Below are 2,123 nucleotides of genomic sequence, written 5' to 3' on the forward strand. Positions count from 1 at the left end.
ACCATAACAGAGAGTGGTGGTATATCGGCAGGTGTTCAAACTGCATACAGCTTAATACCAAGCACAGACCCTAACTTGACATCTAATATCACTATAACTAATCATGGTGCTAGTCCAGTTTCATGGGATGCAGGAAATGGTGCTAAAGACTATAGTATCACAATACAAACGGATTCCACAGGTGACAACTTTACTGATTCTCAGTTACTAAATGAGATTAATTACAGCGTTAGTCAAACTGATACTTACTTTGGTTTTAATGGCTTCGCATGGCCTGAAATGCTTGTCCAAGCAGGTACTTCGGTTGAAACTGCTAGAGGTCGATTGTTTGGTTCATTAGGTGCAGTCCTAAAAGGTGTCAGAGTTATTCAGTCTGATGGAACTTCTGCGCACCCCGCAATACTTCGTTTCCAAGCTGATGATGGTACTTATGGTCAAGCACCTGTTACTGCTACTGGATCAATTTCACAATTAATCCCTAATTCTAGAATTAGAGTAACAAACATTACTACTGGCACTGAACTATTTAACCAAATGCAATCAACTTCAACTTTTAGTAATAGTTATACTAATGGCACAAGTGTAAGTTCAGGGGATAAAATTGAAGTTAGAGCGGCGTTTCAATCAGGCGCAACGGCCAAATTAGGCTTTGTAGCTACTACAATAGCGAATTCCTCGGGGTGGAGTATTTTAGCGGAACAAGAAGATGACCTTATCTACAACCAAATAGGTCTTGATGGATCTTTAATAACTAAGTTTGATGCTGACTATGTCAATGATGAAGTAGATATTGTTAGTGCTGTTGATTTCTCAGGACATGAATTATATGCTAGATTTGCATATTTCATTACAACTGAAGATGGCATCAGAAGCTTCTTCGGTGCTTTTACTGCTATTGATATAGCTAATTTTGAGAATGATGTGACCGTATTGGATTTATACATTAATAACAATACAACAACAAACTTGATACAGACCGATAATGTTAGATTATTTAAATCTAATGGTGTTTATCCTATCAGGAATCCAACTACAGGCGGTGGTGGTGTTGACGTTGTTTGGCGTGATAAAATCTTTGTTGCTGAAACAGGAACAAGCGGTCTTACTCCTAGTGAGTCTGCTAGCTTAAGCTCTATACTTACAAACACTAACAGAGTTGATGGATTAATTGAAGATGACTCAGGAGATCAATTCACAACTAAAGCAATGAGCCAAGCACCATCAGGAGGTGGTAGTGGTGGAGCGACAGCATCAGAGATATACACATACTTTACTGATGGAGCTAGAGAAGATGCGTTTAAAGCTGATGTGACAGGGCTATCCACATTTGACAATACAACTGATGAGGTGATTACAGACACAGCTTCAAGAGATGCAAGTAAGGCAGATGTATCATTACTAGGAACTCATGCAGACCTAGAAATAATAAACAATGGAGTTAAAAAAGCAAGTAGACTAAAACCACATAGCGAGGATTTACCATGAAATTAGTTACTGGAACATTAGAAGAAATGACACAACTAGAGCATGACACTTTTGTTTTTGGTGCTCCTTTTAGGTGTACATTCTTTGGCAATTCAACCTATGACGATGAGTCAGAGTCGGTTATAGGTTCAAAGCCTAATGGACAGCGTACTATAAGACTTCAAAACCCTTTTGAGCTAGAAGAGGGTGGTGGAGTCTATGCCTTAATACATATAGATGAAATGGAATTTGCTCACACTACTTTTGGTGAGTATGCAGAGCAGTTTCCTGATGATGAAGTACTACTATCAAGAATTCCACAAGGAGAAGAATATGAAAACACAACACCAGCTCAATGGGTTTCTGATGTCATTATTAATGGCTTGTTTCCTATTATTGATGTCGAGTTGTGAATCGGGGTCAGCAGTTGAATCAAGCATGGCAATCTCAGGGCATTTATCTAGTATTGGTGATTCTGCTAATAATATTGATAACTATGTCGTTTTGGCTACTGAGCGTGGTGACTTCAGCCTCCTCAAGCCTATTGGAGAGGAAACGGAAAGCATCCGCTCTAAGACGCAAGAGGTTAAACAAGCAGTCACGAGACTTATGGAAGAAAAAGCTAAACTTGAACAGGAAATAAAATCAGAGGTGAAATC

Annotated in this window: 3 protein-coding genes; all 3 read left to right on the forward strand. The window is 39.0% G+C overall.

Translation table 11 applies throughout. The annotated features are described in order from the left end of the window. Positions 1 to 75: 75 nt before the first annotated feature. Positions 76 to 1,485, forward strand: coding sequence for a hypothetical protein (locus tag HRU21_13000; protein NRA43206.1), 1,410 nt, complete (start codon positions 76 to 78; stop codon positions 1,483 to 1,485). Further along, a complete protein-coding gene (locus tag HRU21_13005; GenBank protein NRA43207.1) occupies positions 1,482 to 1,877 on the forward strand; it encodes a hypothetical protein in 396 nt (131 codons plus the stop codon). Before HRU21_13000 ends, HRU21_13005 begins: the two co-directional genes overlap by 4 nt. A 25-nt stretch (positions 1,878 to 1,902) precedes the next feature. Then, a partial coding sequence (locus tag HRU21_13010; GenBank protein NRA43208.1) for a hypothetical protein occupies positions 1,903 to 2,123 on the forward strand: 221 nt, incomplete at its 3' end.

The sequence above is a fragment of the Pseudomonadales bacterium genome (assembly GCA_013215025.1).
GTDB lineage: Bacteria > Pseudomonadota > Gammaproteobacteria > Pseudomonadales > DT-91 > DT-91.